This is a genomic window from Trinickia camelliae (assembly GCF_053525655.1).
The window spans coordinates 318,744-334,552 of record NZ_JBCHAA010000001.1 but is presented as its reverse complement, the minus strand read 5'-3'; the positions used below and the strand labels follow the sequence as shown (position 1 = coordinate 334,552).

Annotated in this window: 14 protein-coding genes; 6 read left to right on the top strand and 8 right to left on the bottom strand. The window is 65.5% G+C overall.

Going from position 1 to position 15,809, the window contains the following annotated elements; all coding sequences use genetic code 11:
- Positions 1–71: 71 nt before the first annotated feature.
- From AAHK20_RS01545 to AAHK20_RS01525, 5 genes are all read left to right on the top strand, one after another.
- The gene (locus AAHK20_RS01545; protein WP_449179667.1) at positions 72–896 is read left to right on the top strand and encodes an ABC transporter permease; all 825 of its coding nucleotides are present in this window, start codon (positions 72–74) and stop codon (positions 894–896) included.
- Positions 897–965: 69 nt separating this feature from the next.
- Positions 966–1,826: an ABC transporter permease gene (locus tag AAHK20_RS01540; RefSeq protein ID WP_449180042.1), complete on the top strand. Its 861-nt coding sequence runs from the start codon at positions 966–968 to the stop codon at positions 1,824–1,826.
- 33 nt (positions 1,827–1,859) lie between these two features.
- Complete coding sequence (locus tag AAHK20_RS01535) at positions 1,860–2,912, top strand: ABC transporter ATP-binding protein (protein WP_449179666.1); 1,053 nt, start codon at positions 1,860–1,862, stop codon at positions 2,910–2,912.
- 42 nt (positions 2,913–2,954) lie between these two features.
- On the top strand, positions 2,955–3,782 hold the full coding sequence (locus AAHK20_RS01530; protein WP_449179665.1) for a phosphodiesterase: 828 nt from the start codon (positions 2,955–2,957) through the stop codon (positions 3,780–3,782).
- A gap of 191 nt (positions 3,783–3,973) precedes the next feature.
- Positions 3,974–5,182, top strand: a complete 1,209-nt coding sequence (locus AAHK20_RS01525) for an MFS transporter (RefSeq protein ID WP_449179664.1) — start codon at positions 3,974–3,976, stop codon at positions 5,180–5,182.
- Positions 5,183–5,245: 63 nt separating this feature from the next.
- On the opposite strand, the gene AAHK20_RS01520 is transcribed toward AAHK20_RS01525, so the two are convergent.
- Together AAHK20_RS01520 and AAHK20_RS01515 are read right to left on the bottom strand one after the other, a co-directional pair.
- Positions 5,246–5,545 carry a hypothetical protein gene (locus AAHK20_RS01520; RefSeq protein ID WP_449179663.1) on the bottom strand — a complete coding sequence of 100 codons (300 nt, stop codon included), beginning with the start codon at positions 5,543–5,545 and terminating at the stop codon, positions 5,246–5,248.
- A gap of 147 nt (positions 5,546–5,692) precedes the next feature.
- Positions 5,693–7,348, bottom strand: coding sequence for an MFS transporter (locus tag AAHK20_RS01515; RefSeq protein ID WP_449179662.1), 1,656 nt, complete (start codon positions 7,346–7,348; stop codon positions 5,693–5,695).
- A gap of 93 nt (positions 7,349–7,441) precedes the next feature.
- On the opposite strand from AAHK20_RS01515, the gene AAHK20_RS01510 reads away from it, so the two are divergent.
- Positions 7,442–8,329 (top strand): LysR family transcriptional regulator, encoded by an 888-nt coding sequence (locus AAHK20_RS01510; protein ID WP_449179661.1) that lies wholly within the window; start codon positions 7,442–7,444, stop codon positions 8,327–8,329.
- Positions 8,330–8,335: 6 nt separating this feature from the next.
- On the opposite strand, the gene AAHK20_RS01505 is transcribed toward AAHK20_RS01510, so the two are convergent.
- The 6 genes from AAHK20_RS01505 to AAHK20_RS01480 form a co-directional block, all read right to left on the bottom strand.
- Positions 8,336–9,001, bottom strand: coding sequence for a hypothetical protein (locus AAHK20_RS01505; RefSeq protein ID WP_449179660.1), 666 nt, complete (start codon positions 8,999–9,001; stop codon positions 8,336–8,338).
- The gene (locus tag AAHK20_RS01500) at positions 8,994–10,607 is read right to left on the bottom strand and encodes a diaminopimelate decarboxylase family protein (protein WP_449179659.1); all 1,614 of its coding nucleotides are present in this window, start codon (positions 10,605–10,607) and stop codon (positions 8,994–8,996) included. Before AAHK20_RS01500 ends, AAHK20_RS01505 begins: the two co-directional genes overlap by 8 nt.
- 25 nt (positions 10,608–10,632) lie before the next feature.
- Positions 10,633–11,106 (bottom strand): hypothetical protein, encoded by a 474-nt coding sequence (locus AAHK20_RS01495; RefSeq protein ID WP_449179658.1) that lies wholly within the window; start codon positions 11,104–11,106, stop codon positions 10,633–10,635.
- 190 nt (positions 11,107–11,296) lie between these two features.
- Positions 11,297–12,217, bottom strand: a complete 921-nt coding sequence (locus AAHK20_RS01490) for an EamA family transporter (protein WP_449179657.1) — start codon at positions 12,215–12,217, stop codon at positions 11,297–11,299.
- A gap of 320 nt (positions 12,218–12,537) precedes the next feature.
- On the bottom strand, positions 12,538–13,305 hold the full coding sequence (locus AAHK20_RS01485; RefSeq protein WP_449179656.1) for a DUF4136 domain-containing protein: 768 nt from the start codon (positions 13,303–13,305) through the stop codon (positions 12,538–12,540).
- Positions 13,302–15,776 carry a CHASE2 domain-containing protein gene (locus tag AAHK20_RS01480; RefSeq protein ID WP_449180041.1) on the bottom strand — a complete coding sequence of 825 codons (2,475 nt, stop codon included), beginning with the start codon at positions 15,774–15,776 and terminating at the stop codon, positions 13,302–13,304. The genes AAHK20_RS01485 and AAHK20_RS01480 overlap by 4 nt, the downstream gene beginning before the upstream one ends.
- Positions 15,777–15,809: the final 33 nt, after the last annotated feature.

Genomic DNA, 15,809 nt, shown 5'->3' with positions numbered 1-15,809 from the left:
GCGGTGACGAAGGGCGCAGCGTTCGAAGCCACGCCCGCGCCCTTCCCCCGCCCCTTGAAGCACCTTTTCCCATGCACGACATCACGTTTCCGCTGCGCTGGCGCATCGCGCTGATCGCGCCGGCGCTGGCCGTCTTCGCCGCATTCTGGCTGCTGCCGATGGGCATGCTCGTCCAGGTGAGCGCCGACGGTCATGCGTTCGATACCTATCGCGCGCTGCTCGCCAACGGGCGCTACATGAGGAGCCTCGGCGCGACGGTCGCGTTGTCCGCCGCGGTGACGCTCGCCACGCTCGCGCTCTCCGTCATCTCGGGCCTTTTGCTCGCGCGCCGCGAATTCCTCGGCAAGCGCACGCTGCTCGCGCTGCTCACGTTTCCGCTCGCGTTTCCGGGCGTCGTGGTCGGCTTCATGGTGATCATGCTCGCGGGGCGGCAAGGGCTGATCGGCGCGCTGTCGCTGCGGCTCACCGGCGACAAGTGGGTGTTCGCCTATTCGATGACCGGTCTGTTCTTCGGCTACCTGTATTTCTCGATTCCGCGCGTGATCGTGACCGTGATGGCGTCCGCGACGAAGCTCGACCGCTCGCTCGAGGAAGCCGCGCGCTCGCTCGGCGCGTCGCCGTGGCAGATCATGCGCGACATCGTGCTGCCCGCGCTTTCCCCTGGCCTCATCGCAGCGGGCGCCGTGTGCTTCGCGACGGCGATGGGCGCGTTCGGCACCGCGTTCACGCTCGCGACCGACATCGACGTATTGCCGATGACGATCTACACCGAGTTCACGCTGAACGCGAACATGGTGACGGCGGCGGGGTTGTCGATCGTGCTCGGCGTGGTGACCTGGCTCGTGCTGGCGATTGCACGCAATGTGACGGGTTCGGCTGTTGCGGCCACGGCTTGAGAAGGAGGCATCGAATCGATGAGCACGCTGCTTGAAACACCCACCGAAACCTCCGCCACGCGCCGCGCGATGCTGCGCGTCAAAGACGGCTTCTCGCTGCGCCATCTTCTCGCGGCCGGCCAATGGGCCGTCACGCTACTGATCTGCGCGTTCCTGATCGTGCCGGTCGTGATGTCGATCCTCGCGGGCCTGACCGTGAACTACTTCCGCGGCGTGTCGAGCGGACTCACGCTGAAGTGGCTCGAACAAGTGTGGACGCAGTATCACGACTCCGTGTTCCTGTCGCTCGAAATCGCGGCCGCCACGTTGATCATTACGCTCATCATCGGCGTGCCCGCCGGATACGTGCTCGCGCGCAGCAAGACGCGCGCGTCGCGCATCGTCGAAGAGCTGCTGGTGCTGCCGATCGCGCTGCCGGGTCTCGCTTCGGCGCTCGCGCTGCTCGTGCTCTATGGCGGCATCACCGCGTTTCGTACGAGCGCGGCGTTCATCGTCGTCGGCCATGTGGTGTTCACGCTGCCCTTCATGGTGCGCGCCGTCGCGGCCGTCGCGGCCAGCAGCGATCTGCGCACGCTCGAAGAAGGCGCGGCGAGTCTCGGCGCGACCTTCTGGCAACGCTTCACGACGATCGTGCTGCCGAACGTGCGGCCCGGCATCGTCGCGGGCGCGCTCGCCGTGCTCACGCTCTCGATCGGCGAATTCAACCTGACGTGGATGCTGCATACGCCCGATACGAAGACGCTGCCCGTCGGCCTCGCCGATACCTACGCGTCGCTGCGTATCGAAGTCGGCAGCGCGTACACGATCCTCTTTTTCATCATGACGATGCCGCTGCTCGTCGCGATGCAATGGCTCGGCGTGGATGCTACCGGCCAGCGCCGCTTAGGTCGCAAGCCTGGCAAGAAAAGCAAGACGTCCAGCGCCTCCTGATTCCTTCGATCGAATTCGAACGACCCGACCACGATGAAACTCGCTCCCGTACCCATCACGCTCACGCAATGCGCGAAGACCTTTCGCGGCACGCGCGTGCTCGAGCCGCTCGATCTCGCGATCGGCGCCGGCGAAACGCTCGTGCTGCTCGGGCCCTCCGGCTGCGGCAAGACGACGACGCTGCGCATCATCGCCGGCCTCGAAACGCCCGACGCGGGCGGCCAGGTGCACTTCGGCGACGACGACGTGACGCGCTTGCCGATCGAACGCCGTCAAGTCGGCATGGTGTTTCAGAGTTACGCGCTGTTTCCGAACCTGACCGTGCGCGGCAACATCGGCTACGGCCTGAAGATCAACAAGACCGATCCGGCCGTCGCGCGCCAGCGCGTCGACGAGCTGCTCGCGATGATGCGGCTCGACGCGCACGCCGATAAACCGATCGACCAGCTCTCGGGCGGACAACGGCAACGTGTGGCGCTGGCTCGCGCGCTTGCGCTGCAGCCACGCGTGCTGCTGCTCGACGAGCCGCTCACCGCCCTCGACGCGCGCCTGCGCGACACCTTGCGCAGCGAGATGAACACGCTCTTGCGCAGCCTCGGCGTGACGACGATTTACGTGACGCACGATCAGGCCGAAGCGATGGAACTCGGCGACCGCATCGTCGTGATGAGCGCGGGCCGCATCGAGCAAATCGGCACACCGCGCGACATTTACTTCCGGCCCGCGAACCGGACCGTCGCGCAGTTCGTCGGCACGATCAACCGACTTGCAGGACAATGGCGAGACGGCGCGTTCGAGACGACAGGCGGCAGCATCGTGCTCGATCAGGGCATGCGCGCCATTCGCGAGCGGCAGGCACCGGAACTCTTCTTCCGACCCGAAGACGCGCATCTCGCCGACCCGGCCGGCGCGCAGTTGCGCGGCACGATCGAAGCGGTGTCGTTTCTCGGCGAGCGCACGCGGCTCACGATCGGCGGCGCGGCGCCCGATGCGCTCTTCATCGACGTCGCGGGCCGCATCGAACTCGCGCGCGGCACGGCGGTTGGCATTTCGATTGCGCCAGAAGGGTTGATTGCGCTTACGTAGCACACCGTACCATCACAACAAACACTCCGAGAGAACCCCTACATGCTGCTTGCTCAAATCAGCGATCTGCACATCAAACGGCCCGGCGCGCTCGCCTATCAGCGCGTCGATACGGCCGCCTCGCTCGCGCGCTGCGTCGCGCGTCTGAACGCGCTCGAGCCGCGCCCCGACGCGGTGCTCGTGACCGGCGACCTCGTCGATCGCGGCACCGTCGAGGAGTACGTCCATCTGAAATCGCTGCTCGATGCGCTGCAAATTCCGTATTACCTGCTGATCGGCAATCACGACGATCGTGCGGCGCTGCGCGAGGTGTTCGCCGAGCGCGCCGAGTTGCGCGAAGGCGGCGAGTTCGTGCAGTACGCAATCGATATCGGCCCGCTGCGCGTGATCGCGCTCGATTCGCAGGTGCCGCGTCAAAGTGCGGGTGACCTGTGCGATGCGCGGCTCGATTGGCTCTCGCAACAGCTCGACGCCGCGCGCGACAAGCCGGTCATTGTCGCGCTCCACCATCCGCCGTTCGTATCGGGAATCGGCCATATGGACCAGCTGCGTCTCGATGCAGCCGCCGCCGACAAGCTCGCCGCGATCGTGAGCCGCCATCCGAACGTCGAGCGCGTGCTGTGCGGACACGTGCACCGGGCGATGTTCACGCGCTTCGCCGGGACGATCGCCATGGCCATCCCCTCCCCCGCGCATCAGGTGGCGCTCGATTTGCGCGACGACGCGCCGTCCGCATTCCGCATGGAGCCGCCCGCGTTCGCGCTGCATCGCTACGACGCGGCGACGGGGTTCGTCACGCATCACGCCTACGTCGACGAAGCCGATGGGCCGTATCCGTTCTACGAGCCGACGGGCGCGCTGATCGACTGAGCGAAGGGCGCGAGCGAAGCCCGCCGGAGCGCGAGAGCGCACATGCAAGGGCGTTGAGAGCGCGTTGACAGGCGAGCCGCGGGTCCCCGGCAGACTCGAAAAAGCTCCGGTATGATCGCTCGCTCAGCGTCGTTGCCGCACGATTTTTGTCGTGCTACTGCGCGGCGGCGCTCCACTCGCTCGCTTCGCTTATGCCCGCCGACAAGTCCGTCCACTCCGACGCCTCGATCCACTATTCGCGCGGCATGCTGCTGTTGCTCGCGACGATCGCAGGCGTCTCGGTCGCCAACATCTATTACAACCAGCCGCTGCTCGACGCACTGCGCACGTCGTTTCCGGCCAGCGCGCCGTGGATCGGCGCAGTGCCGGCTTCGACACAGCTCGGCTACGCGGCCGGGATGTTCTTTCTCGCGCCGCTGGGCGATCGCTTCGACCGGCGGCTCATCATCCTGCTGCAAATCGCGGGGCTGTCGCTGGCCTTGATCGCCGCAGCCGCGGCGCCGTCGCTCGCCGTGCTGGCCGTCGCGAGCCTCGCGATCGGCGTGCTGTCGACGATCGCTCAACAGGCCGTCCCGTTCGCAGCTGAACTCGCACCGGCATCGCAACGCGGACACGCGGTCGGCACCGTGATGAGCGGCCTGTTGCTCGGCATTCTGCTCGCGCGAACGGCAGCGGGCTTCGTCGCGCAATACTTCGGCTGGCGCGCGGTGTTCGGCGCGTCGGTGGCGGCGTTGATCGTGCTCGCGGTGGTCGTGGTCATGCGCCTGCCGAGCAGCAAGCCGACCTCGACGCTGCCCTATGGCAAGCTGCTCGGCTCGATGTGGCATCTCGTCGTCGAATTGCATGGGCTGCGCGCCGCATCGTTCACGGGCGCGGCGATCTTCGCGGCGTTCAGTCTCTTCTGGTCGGTGCTGACGTTGCTGCTGGCGGGCGCGCCGTTTCATCTGGGGCCGCAGGCAGCGGGCCTGTTCGGCATCGTCGGCGCGGCGGGCGCGATGGCGGCGCCGCTCGCCGGGCGCTTCGCCGACAAGCGTGGACCGCAGGCGATCATCTCGCTGTCGATCGGCCTCGTTGCGGTTGCGTTCGTGATCTTCGGATTTTCCGGCGCGAGCATCGCGGGGCTGGTCGCCGGCGTGATCATCCTCGACATCGGCGTGCAGGCCGCGCAGATTTCGAATCAGTCGCGCATCTATGCGCTCAAGCCCGAAGCACGCAGCCGCGTGAATACGGTGTTCATGGTGTGCTACTTCATCGGCGGCGCGACCGGGTCCGCCGTGGGCGCGGTCGCGTGGCGCAATTTCGGGTGGGTCGGCGTGTGTATTGCGGGCTTCCTGTTCGCCGCGCTCGCCGCATGGGTGCATTCGCGGCGCGAGCCGGTTGCCGTGCGGAGAAGCGCGTAGGAAGCGCGTCGGCTACTTTCCGGTGCCCGCCTTCCGACGGACACCGGACTGCGCTTGGCTGGCTTACCAGTGACGGCGCCCGTACCAATCGCGCCGGCCGTACCAACGACGTCCGTCCCAATAGCGGTCGCCGTGCCAGCCGATCACGATCGCGGGCGCCACGTAGGCTACCGGCACGACGGGCGGCGGCGGTGCATAAGCGACGACCGGCGGCGGCGCATAAACCGGCGCAGGCGCGACGTAAACCGGCGCAACCGGCACGCCGATGTTCACGCCGAACGACACCCCGCCCGCCATCGCGGCTTGCGATGCGCCGAGCACGACGGCCCCGAGTCCCAACGCGGCCAACAGTTTGCTTTTCATTTCAGCCTCCGTCACATCGGTGATTGGATGGCTTCAATGTAGCTGGCCGCCGCCGTCCTTGAGTTACAGAAGTGCAACAAAGTTATCGGCAGAACTCATGCGTAATATGTGGCGGCAGCGCTCGTTAGCGAGGAAGGTTCACCGCCTCTAATCGACGATGGACGCGCGCGCGGACGCTCGGTCATGCCGTCCCGCGCTCGCCCTGCCTGCCAAGAACCACACCGCCGCTGCAATCAGAATCGCGGCCCCGCCCGCCGCGCTCAATGACGCCGCAAAGCCGCTCGCAAAACTCGCCGGCGCCGCTGTCGACAACACCTCCCGCGCCGAAGGCGCGAGCTGCGCTATCGCCCGCGACGCATCGCCCGCCAAGAGCTGCGACATGAAGTGCGCGCTCAACGCGCTTTGCGCGTGCGGTGCCGATGCCAAGCGAGCGTCGAGCGCGGCGCGCGTCTGCCCCGACAGCACCGCGCCGAGCACGCCGACGGACATCACGATCGCGGTAAAGCGCGTCGTCGTGCTGATGCCCGATGCCATCCCGGTCCGGCTGGCCGGCACACAGGCCATGATGGCCTTCTGCGTATCGCCGTTCAGAATCCCCGCCCCACATCCGGTCACGATCATGCCGAGCGCAACGAGCGCGTAGTTCGCACGGCTGGCGACCGACGCGGTCAGCACGTCGCCGATGCCTATCGTCGCCAAACCGATCGTAAGCAACGCCATGCTCGACCTGCGCTTGGCAAGCCACGCTCCGACACGAGGGCCAGCAATCATCGCGAGCGCAAACGGCAGCATGCCGACGCCCGCGCTGACCGCAGACCAGCCGAACGCGTTCTGCAAGTACAGCGGCAGGAACGTCATCATGACCTGCGCGCACGCGGCATAGCCGAACATCGCGAGCACCGCGGCGACGAAGCGCGGTTGACCGAACAGCGTCAAATCGATCATCGCGTGCGAGCGCCGTTTCTCCAACTGGACGAACGCGATCAACAACACCAGGCATCCGGCGAGACGGGCAACCGTGTGCGGGCTGCTCCAGCTATCTCGCTGCGTGCCGATCAACGCCCAAATGCCGAGTGCGAGCGATGCGCCGAAAAGCACGCTGCCCGCCAAGTCGATCGGGCCGGCGTTCGGGTTGCGCGATTCGCCGATGAAGCGCCGCACGCTCCACACGAGGACCGCGCAGATCGGCAGGTTCAGCAGAAAGATCCAGCGCCAGCCGATCCACTGCGTAATCACGCCGCCCACGAGCGGCGCAACCGTGGTCGCGATGCCCATGCACATGCCCCAGACCGCCCAGGCGCGGGCCCGCTCAGGTCCGTCGCGAAAGGTGTTGGCGATCACGGCCAGGGCGGACGTCAGCAGCATCGAGGCGCCCACGCCTTTCGCGGCTCGCGCGACATTCAGGAGCAGCACGCTTGGCGCCAGCCCGCAGCCGAGCGACGCCAGAAAAAACACGCCGAGGCCGATCGTCATGAGTTTTTTGCGCCCGTAGCGGTCGGCAAAGCCACCCGCGGCGAGCAGACACGACGCGAACGCCACCATGTAGGCGCTGACGACCCACTCGACGTCCGCGAAGCCCGCATGAAACGAGCGCGCGATCGACGGCAATGACACCGCGACGACGTTCGTGTCGAGGACGATGACCGCGCAGGTGGCAGACGCAATGCCGAGCACGCGGCGCGCGGCGGATCGATTGGCCGGGCCGCTGTCGGCCGGTGCCGCTACCGCTCGCGCGTCGAGCAGCGGCGCGTCATGCACCGCGCGCACTGGCAGCACGACGTTTTCTTCGGTTGTTTGAGACATGGAACGCGTTGAACAGGAAATCGACGCCTGCCATCGTATTGATTGCTCTATTTCCTGTCATTAGCGTAAATTGACAACACTATTCACAAAAAAATGAATACTGTGAAACTCGAACTCCGCCATATCCGCGCCTTCGTCTGCGTCGCGCGAAATCTTCATTTCGCACGCGCCGCCGAAGAGCTGGACGTCGCCCCGCCCTACCTGACCCGGCAAATTCAGGAAGCCGAACAGCTTTTGCAAGTGCGGCTATTCCATCGCACCAAGCGTTCCGTCGCGCTGACGGATGCCGGTGCGGCTTATCTGCCGGAAGCGCTCGCGGCCCTCGCCCATCTCGAGCGCGGGCAGGAGCTTGCCGAGCGGGCAGAACGCGGAGAGCTCGGACGGATCGAGGTCGGCTATGTGGCGTCGGCGGCGTTCGCGGGCGTGTTGCAGACCACCTTGCGCGCCTTCCGCCAAGCCAATCCGCGCATCGAGATCGCACTGAGCGAAGTCGCGATGGACCGCGTGCCCGCGATGCTGGAAGACGGCCAACTCGATGTCGCCTATGTGCGGCCGCCGATGCATTACCCCGAAGGCATCCAGGCGTTGACGGCACACCGCGACGCGTTCGTCCTCGCGATCCCAGAAGACTCGCCGTTGACCGCATCCGCAAGCGTCGCACCCGCGCAATTGCGCGACTGCTGCTTCGCATTGCCTGAGCAGGAGTTCGGCACGCTCGAAGTCGGGCGCCGGGGACGCTTCCAGCCACAGTTGGGCCCGAGGCCGGGCTCGCTGGTTGCCGTCGTGGCCTGCGTCGCGCTCGGCGGCTTTGTCGCGGTCGTGCCGAAAACGCTCAGCGACTGCGTGGCGCTCCCGGGGGTCGTCTATCGGCCCATCAGCGGCAAGCCGATCGTCTCCGAGATCGCGCTGGCATTTCGCAGGCACGAGCACGCTCCGGCGGTGCGCGCCTTTCTAAAGTATGCGAAGCAAACGGCAAAGTAGCCGAAGTCAAAGCGCCCCGAACGTCAACAAGCACGATGACGGTTCCCGAATCCGTTGAAACGGATACTCGCCGCCATAGGCGAAATCGGCGTAGCGCAACTCCGCCCTGACGACATGCTTGAATTTCTCGGCGGCCACGCGCTGTGAGCCAGCAGCCGTGCATTCAGCGACGATGCTCCGGAAACCGCGCTCGCGCGCTCGCGTTTGCGCGAGTCCGAGCATGGCCGTGCAGATGCCGCGTCCCTCGCGCGAGACAGCGGCCATCGCCCAGTGAGCAATCTGTCCGGCCATTGCGTGGTTCAAGTCCGGCGCCAGCGCCCTGAGCTGATCGAGAAACGCAAATAAGGGCGCCGCTTGTGGCAGCGAGGGTGCATCGGCATCGGCGTCATCGGCAAGCACCGAAACGGCGTAGTCCAGCATGACCAGGCACCCCAGCACCTCGCCGTCCGAGCCGGAAAGCGCCACGAGCGAGAGTTCGTCGCGTGCCGCTTGCTCGCAAACGGGTTCGACGACGGGACGCAGCTCCGATGCGCTCAGCCCCAGCGCAGACGCAAGCGGCCCGGAAGCGCTGAATCGCGCGCACAGGCATTCCGCCGCGCGTTCGACGTGCCGTTGCCGAAGCACTTCGTAGCGTATGCCGTCGTGGACGTGGAGCAGATCGTTGTCATTCATTCGGGACCCCGATCTGCCCGTGACCGCTGAGCAGACTCCCCATGCCGAAGCGCACGAGCGCCTCGCCGCCTTGCCACGGAGAAAGCGCGATCCAGCACGACACGTCGCGCTCGATCGGATTCGCGGCGAACCCTGTATCGAGCGCGAGATGCCGGAACTCGATCTCATGCGACACCGCATGCAGGTACGACACGCAGGCTTGCGTAAGACGCACGAGTATCGCCATGAGATCGGTAGTTCCCAGGCGCCCATTCCCGAGTTTCAGCGAGAACTCGCAGGTGTTTTCGGAGACGCACTCCGCTCGTACGACTTCGACGCCGGGCGGAAATCCGCCCGCCACTGCCGTCATTCGCTGCGCAACGGCAAAGCGCGGATGATCGGTTTCCCAGCGATAAGTCGAGCGGACCGAATCGCTCCAAACCGCTTCGGGCGTATTGCAGCATTCGATCCTGCCGTCGACCTCCAGCGCGACCATCGCCGGCGAGTAGCGTCCATTGAAATGATTCGCCAGCGCGTAGCAATACGAGCCGCAGTGCTGGATAAAAAGCACGTCTCCTTCGCGCACGCCGGCGAGCGACGTCGACGGCAGAAGCACGTCGCCGGCAAAGCACATTGGGCCCGCCACCAGATCATTCCCGTCCGTGGGCAGACACGCGTGACGCGCATCGACGATCTGCAACGGCAAGGCGGGCAACGTGACCTTGATCAACTCGTTGCTTCCCGCATCGACGATGGCATAGCGTCCGACTCGCGTGCTGCCCATTTGCACGACCCGGGTCAGGAGCCCGATGCAATTCCCCACCAGGGAATTCCCCGGCTCGACGACATAAGCCGTATCGCTGCGCAGCAACGGCGCCAGGCGCGACGAAAACGCCTTGATCGAAGGCACGTTGTCGCGTTCGTTGAAAGCCACGGCCAGCCCGCCGCCGAGGTTGATCGTCGAAATGGAGTGATGCGTCCTGGCGTGGATCTCGTCGACGAAAGCGTGAAATTTCTCGATATAGGCGGCGAACACGTCCAGATCGGCAACCCGACTCCCGACATGCGCGTGGATGCCGCCGATACGCAGTGTCGTTTCGCTCAATACGTCGATCGCCGCGCGGGCGCCCACTCCGAATTGCGAGGACGGCGCGCCGTGAGCCAGCGCTTTCGCCAGCTTATGCCCGGCGGACGGCGTCATTTCAGGATTCCAGCGCAGGAACAGCTGGCTCGCCTCATAACCGGGATTGGCCTTCGCGAGCTGACGCGCCGCGTTTTCCGAATTGAGCACGACCGAGCCGCCGGAAGCGAGCACGGCGCATGCGATATCCGTCGAGAATGCCGGGGTGTTGTAAAAAATCGCGCTGGCGGGAAAACCTGCGCTTCGAGCCAGGTCGATCTCCGCGCCGGATGCGCAATCCGCGCTGCTGCCGAGCCTCGCCAACGTGCGCAATAGCGGGAATGCGGGGTTGGCTTTTACCGGATAAGCAACGTTCTTGGCCTGCCCGACGAAATCGACGTAATCCTGGAAATTGCCAAGCAGTTGAGATTTGCAGAAGACGTATATCGGAGAGCCATATCTTGCCGAAAGCGCGCCGAAATCAAGAGAGTCCGACCAGGTTTCCATCGCGAGCAGCCCGGTTGGCGTGGCGCTAACGCGGAAACACGAACGTCATGCCGTATTCGAAATGCCCGTCCGCGACCGTGCCCGAAACGCGATAACGCTTGGTCCGGTTCCGGATCTCGACGTCATCGCGTCGCAGAAAAATATTGAAACTGCGCGCCCTGACCGGCCTTTTGAATTGAATCGAAAAATCCGATGCATAGACTTCGCCCGGCTTTTCCGGCATTCGACTATCCAGACAGGCAAAAATAATGCTCAATTGAGAAATGCAATTGGCCGCCGAAATCATCGAAAGATGAAATCCATGCCCGTCGCCAGGAATATAGGCATGCTCCGCGCTGAATTGACCGTCAATGGAATCGCCGCGAAAGCACACCGACTTCATGACCAAGTCGTCCTCCCGATAGCCTTCCGTCAGGTATCCGGATAAAAAGGGACGAATATCGTCGCCCGCCATATTCATCACGGAGTCACAAATAGACATATCGTGTGGACCGTTCATTGTGCGCTCCTCGATTCAGCGGAGTCCCACTATAACCGTTGCTCATTCGCGATCAAAATATCCTTATTCGAATAAGCGGGTGCAATTCAATAACGGAAAACGGTCGACATATCTGTCTTTATGGAGCGAAATGCCAATAGAGAGAAAAACCAGCGTCTCGGCCAATTGCTTTGCGCGCCACAAGCCCCAATCACCCGGCCTTGCGCCGGTCGAACCAGAACGACAGCGCGACACTCGCGAGAATCACGCCGGTCGCGATCACGGTCCAGCGCGTGACCGGTTCACCAAGGATCAGCGCGCCAAGCGCGACCGCGACGACCGGATTCACATACATGCAGCTGCTCGCGATGATCGGACTCGTGTGCCGGATCAGGAATCCGTACGCGATATAAGCCAGCATCGTGCCGACCAGCATCAGGTAGACGAACGAGACAACCGGCCAGAATTCGATCGTGAGAAACCGCTCGCCCACGAACCACGCGACGATCGTCGAGATCGCGCCGCCGAGGCCGATCTGCAGCGCTGTCGACAGAAACAGGTCGGACGGCAGCTTGAGGCGCCCCGCCAAATGCGCGCCGCCCGCCCAGAACAGCGCGCCGCCGAGAATCACGATAGTGCCGAGCGTCGAGCTCGGCGACGCGTCGCCGTGGTTGAGCACGACGATCCCGAAGAGCCCGAGGCCGACGGCCACCCACTCGCCTTTGGCGATCTGCCGTCCGGCGACGGCGGCGATCACCGTGGCGAACAGCGGCACGGTCGCAACCATGACAGCCGCGGTCCCGGTGCCGACGCTGCGCATGCCGAGCGCGAGCAAGCCGCTCGAGAGCCCGACTAGCATCGTGCCGACGATTCCCGCGTTGCGCACTTCGAGCAATGTCGGCATGGCGGGCTTGCGCCGCACCGCGAGCACGAAGAGGCCGATGCCGGCAAACAGATTGCGCAGCCCGGAGAGCAAAAGCGGCGGGAACGATTCGAGCGCGACGTGCACCGCGAGATAGGTCGATCCCCAAACGAGATAGACGACGGCGAGCGCGAGTGCGATCTGGCCGTTGCGAGATTGCGGCAGACGCAGGCGGAAACGAAGAGAAGAAAGAGAGAAACGCGGTGTCATGCGCTTAAGCCCAGACCGGTAAGCGTTCAGCACACGCGGGCGTCACCAGATGGCTTGAGCGCGTGGGCCGCGTCGCGGACGCGGTAAACCGGGCAAGACAGGACGGCATGTCGAACAGATAGAGCAAGAAAGCCGCAATTCGCGGCCAATAAAGAGATGACGGGCGCTTTTAGACGCCCATCGCGTACCGGCAGCATTATGCAATAAGGAATCGCAAATGAACGTCGAGCCGAGCTGAAAGAAATGTAAGTGATGTTTGCTGACGACAGTCGGTGACTTTTACCGGCCCGCGCGTTTCACCGCTCGGTTCACAGCTCGACTCACCGCTCGACCGGCTTGACGGACACGATGCCGGGCGCAGCGCCGGCCTCTGACGGATGCAGCGTCACGCGCCACGCCTCGTGATCGGCGAACGGAAATTGGGCGAACGCGCTCTTGACCAAGTAGGGGCTCGCGTGGAGCGGGTCGGCGTCGTGATCGCGGCTCGATACCGTTACGCGATAGATTTCGTGGCCGGTCGCCCGCTCGAAGAAGCGCAATGTCAGCGAGTGGACAAACGGGTGCGTGCCGGGCCACGAGAACCCACTCGAAGACGGCTCGCCGCAATCGTCGGTGGTGCATTCTCCGCTCGCGGCGCGCACCGCGGCGGGATGCGTGTCGTAGGCAAGCGAAACGAGATAGCGCGCGTGACTGGCGGCTGGCGACGAAGCGTCGTTTGATCCAGCGGCGGCCGGCGCGGTGGAGCTTGGCGCGGGTCCGTCGGACGGTTGGCCGCCCACGAATCCACGCTGCGCCAGTTCGTCGCGCACGAGCGCTTCGTATTGCGTTTGCAGCGAACTCTCTACCTGCGACGGCGCCCGCACCAGTTCGTACGTCCGCTCGCCGCCAAACCCAGCCGGCACACTCGACGCGCGCACCTCGGTGTTCACATTGGCGCAGCCGGACAACATCGCCGCAGCGAACGCAGCGCAGACAAAAAAGCGTTTCATGTTGCTCACTTCGTTTCGACTCCGATAGTTGCGCGACTCATCCCAGGCACCTTCATGCGTCGTGCGATTGGCGGCATTGCCGACAAGCAGCGCGCTCATGTCGCCTCCGGCGCGGTGTCGTCGAACGCGGGCAGCGTCATCGTGAACGCGGTGCCCTTGCCCGACGCGCTGTCGACGTCGACGTGCCCGCCGTGACGCGTGACAACCGTCTTCACGAACGCCATCCCAAGCCCCGTGCCGTTCACGCTCGGCTGCCCCGGGCTCTGGAACCGCCGGAAGCGTTCGAACAAATGCCGCTGCTGCTCTTCGGGAATGCCGTAGCCCTGATCGCGGATCGTGCACCGCACGCGCTTGCCCGCCGCGTCGCCGTTCACCATGCAGGTGATCTGCGTCTGCGGCGGACTGTACTTGACCGCGTTGGCCAGCACGTTGACGAGCGCGCGCGTCATCAGCGAACGGTCGACGCAGATCCAATGCGGCTCGTCGCCGATCCGCGTATCGAGCTGGATCTGTTTCGCGTGCGCCTGCGGCCAGACTTCGTCGCTCGCATCGATCACGAGCTCGATCAGGCTGACCGGCTCGAGCACGTACGCCTGCGATTCGGCGCGCGCGAGCTGCACGAAATCGTCGGCGAGCGTGAGCGCGCGCTCGGCGTAGCGCTCGATCCGCGCGAGCAGCTCGCGCGTGCGCTCGGATTCGACCCGCGCCCGCTCGGTCTCGACCAGCGCGAGAATCGACGCGTGCGGCGAGCGCATGTCGTGCGAGAGCAGACGCAGCGCGTCTTCGCGATGACGTTCGGCGGCATGCAGCGCGGTCACGTCGACGAGGCCCGCGATCCAGCCGGTCGCTTCGCCGTGCGCATTGGTGCAGGTCGCGCAGCGCAGCAGGTGATCGCGCTCGTTGGCGTCGCGCACCTCGATGCCGCGTTCGAGCAGGCGCGCGCACGCTTGCTGCGTCGGGTCGAGCAGCGCCGGCCAGTGCGCGCGGGCGAAGCTTTCCGCGTCGGCGTCGTCGTCGATCGGCTTCACGAAGGTGAGGCCCGCGAGCGCCTCTTGCATCGGCCGGCCTTCCGGCGCCGGCGCGCCGAGGCCCGCGCAATGCGCGCGCGCCGCGTGATTCGCGATCAGCACGATGCCGCGGCGGTCGGTGACGAAGATCGGCTCCGGCACGCTGTTCAAGCTGTCCCAGACGAAGCGCTTCATGTCCTGCACGCGCTGCGACGCTTGCGCCATCAGCGCGATCTGGCGTTCGAGCACATCGCCGCCGAATTCGCCGCCGGGTTTGCTGCCGGGTTTGCGATATGCGCCTCGCTTCACGGGCTCGCGGCGCGCGTGATGATGGGACGACGCAGCAAGGCCGTCGTGACCGGCCGGCGCTTCGGGCAGCAGGTACGGTTCGTCGGCGAGACGCTGCAACTCGCGGCGCAGGTACGACATCGTCATTTCGAGCCGGCGCCAGTTCCATAGCGGATAGACGGCCACGAGCCCGGCGATCGCGGGCACCGGCGACATCCACACGCGCGCGCCGTAGAGGAGCGCGGCACTCGCCGCCGTCACCGCCGCGCAGAGTCCGGCCGTGAGCAATAGCGAGCGCCACGGCGACAGGAACAGGAATCCCGCGAGCAGCGCCGCGAGCGGCACGATCGCCGCCGCGCACACCCACCCTGCGCGGGCCGGCTCGATCTCGCGCCCCGTGAAGAGCGCGTCGAGCACGTTCGCGTGAATCAGCACGCCGGGCAACGGGCCGAGTTCGCCCGATACCGGCGTCGCGAAGCGATCGAACAGGCCCGACGCCGTCGCGCCGATGAAGACGATCTTGCCGCGCAGCGCGTCGGGCGGCACGTCGCCCGCCAAGAGGCTCGTGGCCGATACGCTCGCGTAGTCGCCGGAGAGACGGCTGAACGGGATCAGGAAGCGCCGCTCGTCTGTCGTGGGGGAAAGCGCTGCGGCCGCGCTTGCACCTTCGCCTGCCGCGATGCCGAGCCCATCGCGCGCCGGCCGTGTCACGAGCGCCGCCTTCAGTGCGCCATCCGCGAGCGCGCGATAAACCGGCACGACGAGCTGTGGCCAGCGCATGCCCGCATCGCCCTCGAATAGCGCGACGCTACGCACGATACCGTCGGGGTCCACTTCAAGATTGATATGGCCGAGCGCCGCGGCGGCTTTTGCGAGTGCGGGCACCGGCAGCGTCGCGCTGCGGCTGCCGTCGCTTGCCTGCGACGAGAGCAGCAGCGGCAAATACGTCGGCGTGAGCGCGATCGCCTTCGCGAACTGCGCGTCGCTCGCTTCGGGCTCGGTGAACAGCACGTCGTAGACGATCGCCGCGGGGTGCGCTTTCGCGAGCGCGTCGAGCAACTGCGCATGCACGCTGCGCGGCCACGGCCAGCGCCCAAGGCGATCGATGCTTGCATTGTCGATCTGCACGATCGCGATGCCGGACGAAACCGGCGCCGGACGCCACAGCAGAAAACGGTCGTAGACAATCCGGTCGATGCTCCCGCTCAGGTGCCCCACCGAGCCGAGCACGACCACCGCGACACCGAGACAGCAGATCCCGAACCACTCGATCATGAAGCGGCGCCCGACCGGTCTTCTAAGCCTGGC

Excerpts from the sequence above, each read along its gene's own strand:
- AAHK20_RS01545 (WP_449179667.1), top strand. The coding sequence starts at position 72 with ATGCACGACATCACGTTTCCGCTGCGCTGGCGCATCGCGCTGATCGCG.
- AAHK20_RS01540 (WP_449180042.1), top strand. The coding sequence starts at position 966 with ATGCTGCGCGTCAAAGACGGCTTCTCGCTGCGCCATCTTCTCGCGGCC.
- AAHK20_RS01535 (WP_449179666.1), top strand. The coding sequence starts at position 1,860 with ATGAAACTCGCTCCCGTACCCATCACGCTCACGCAATGCGCGAAGACC.
- AAHK20_RS01530 (WP_449179665.1), top strand. The coding sequence starts at position 2,955 with ATGCTGCTTGCTCAAATCAGCGATCTGCACATCAAACGGCCCGGCGCG.
- AAHK20_RS01525 (WP_449179664.1), top strand. The coding sequence starts at position 3,974 with ATGCCCGCCGACAAGTCCGTCCACTCCGACGCCTCGATCCACTATTCG.
- AAHK20_RS01520 (WP_449179663.1), bottom strand. The coding sequence starts at position 5,545 with ATGAAAAGCAAACTGTTGGCCGCGTTGGGACTCGGGGCCGTCGTGCTC.
- AAHK20_RS01515 (WP_449179662.1), bottom strand. The coding sequence starts at position 7,348 with ATGTCTCAAACAACCGAAGAAAACGTCGTGCTGCCAGTGCGCGCGGTG.
- AAHK20_RS01510 (WP_449179661.1), top strand. The coding sequence starts at position 7,442 with ATGAATACTGTGAAACTCGAACTCCGCCATATCCGCGCCTTCGTCTGC.
- AAHK20_RS01505 (WP_449179660.1), bottom strand. The coding sequence starts at position 9,001 with ATGAATGACAACGATCTGCTCCACGTCCACGACGGCATACGCTACGAA.
- AAHK20_RS01500 (WP_449179659.1), bottom strand. The coding sequence starts at position 10,607 with ATGGAAACCTGGTCGGACTCTCTTGATTTCGGCGCGCTTTCGGCAAGA.
- AAHK20_RS01495 (WP_449179658.1), bottom strand. The coding sequence starts at position 11,106 with ATGAACGGTCCACACGATATGTCTATTTGTGACTCCGTGATGAATATG.
- AAHK20_RS01490 (WP_449179657.1), bottom strand. The coding sequence starts at position 12,217 with ATGACACCGCGTTTCTCTCTTTCTTCTCTTCGTTTCCGCCTGCGTCTG.
- AAHK20_RS01485 (WP_449179656.1), bottom strand. The coding sequence starts at position 13,305 with ATGAGCGCGCTGCTTGTCGGCAATGCCGCCAATCGCACGACGCATGAA.
- AAHK20_RS01480 (WP_449180041.1), bottom strand. The coding sequence starts at position 15,776 with ATGATCGAGTGGTTCGGGATCTGCTGTCTCGGTGTCGCGGTGGTCGTG.